The organism is Actinopolymorpha sp. B9G3 (assembly GCF_040120725.1).
Lineage (GTDB): Bacteria > Actinomycetota > Actinomycetes > Propionibacteriales > Actinopolymorphaceae > Thermasporomyces.
Genome location: NZ_JBEEAB010000103.1, coordinates 1 through 506 on the forward strand (window position 1 = coordinate 1; position 506 = coordinate 506).

Here is a 506-nt window from a genome sequence, read left to right on the forward strand (position 1 = left end):
ACCAGGATCCCGGAGAACCGGCGAACACAGCGTCGGTGGCCACGCACACCCGCATCAAGAACCAGCCACCAACCGGGAGATCGACACGGCCAACCCGCACCGCCTCCAGGCACGTGAAAGATCGAGGTTAGGCGGTCGCCGTGTAGGCCGGTCATCATCTCGGCGAATGCCGTGGCGTGGGTGGCGGTCGCGGACAGGTGCGGGCAGGCTGCGAGCGCGTGATCGAGCTTGTCCTGGTCGTCGTCTTCGAGGTTCCCGCGCCCGGTCATCGGCGGCGTAGTCGCGGGAGAAGTGCGGGATCTCGAGCATGTACCTGCACCGTTCTCGCGGGATGACGCGGAGGAACTCGCCCATGTCCGCCTCCATCTGGTCGAGCATCGGGGGGGGGGGGGGGGGGGGGGGGGGGGGGGGGGGGGGGGGGGGGGGGGGGGGGGGGGGGGGGGGGGGGGGGGGGGGGGGGGGGGGGGGGGGGGGGGGGGGGGGGGGGGGGGGGGGGGGGGGGGGGG

1 protein-coding gene is annotated in these 506 nt (G+C 74.9%); it reads right to left on the reverse strand.

Annotated features, from left to right (window positions below; genetic code table 11):
- Window positions 1-269 (reverse strand): hypothetical protein (locus ABNF93_RS34765; protein WP_349332520.1); only part of this gene is annotated, 269 nt, incomplete at its 3' end.
- Window positions 270-506: the final 237 nt, after the last annotated feature.